The following is a 590-nucleotide window of genomic DNA, read 5'->3' on the forward strand; positions in this document are numbered from 1 at the left end:
GCCGGAACGTGGCCAAGATAGCCCGATAGCCCATTTCTCGTGCCAAGGTACTCGCCGAGAGAAGTAATTCTCGTGTTTTTCGCTCTCCCGGGGCTCTGGAGGATGTTTTTTCGACGGAACAGACGCGCCGGCCCCTCAGCACCGGAGTCTGATCGGTTGTGTCAACGTTGCCGGATGTAATAGGGTTTATCCAGGGGGTGACCAGGCAGGGTGCTGCTTGAGATTGGCCAGGATCTGAGCGATGTCGCTGGCGTAGGGGTATGCTTCCGAGAAGGACAGCCAGACTTTGCGTGCTGTCAGGCGCAGGCGGGCGCCGATTTTCAGCAGCTTCAGACGGATCGTCGTGCTCTGGGCCTTGGCGAACGCCGTACCGGTCAGCCCCAGCCGGCGCAGGCCATGCAGCAGGACATAGGCAAAGGAAGAGAAGTACAGCCGCAGTTGGTTCGCCCGCAGGGTGGCACTGCTGGTACGATCGGCGAACAGTCCCAGTTGCTGTTCTTTGATACGATTTTCCATCTCCCCTCGGGCACAGTAAAGATCTTCGTATAAATATTGGGCATCTGCGTCACGGGGGCTCAGGTTGGTGACGA

Annotated in this window: 1 protein-coding gene; it reads right to left on the bottom strand. The window is 58.5% G+C overall.

Annotation, left to right across the window (positions count from 1 at the left end):
• Positions 1–186 precede the first annotated feature (186 nt).
• Positions 187–590, bottom strand: a 404-nt coding sequence (locus ACOCD2_RS25235) for a transposase (RefSeq protein ID WP_419584084.1), incomplete at its 5' end; no start/stop codon positions are given.

It is taken from the genome of Thiolapillus sp., from assembly GCF_048562965.1.
In the GTDB taxonomy this organism is placed as follows: Bacteria; Pseudomonadota; Gammaproteobacteria; order Chromatiales; family Chromatiaceae; genus Thiolapillus; species Thiolapillus brandeum_A.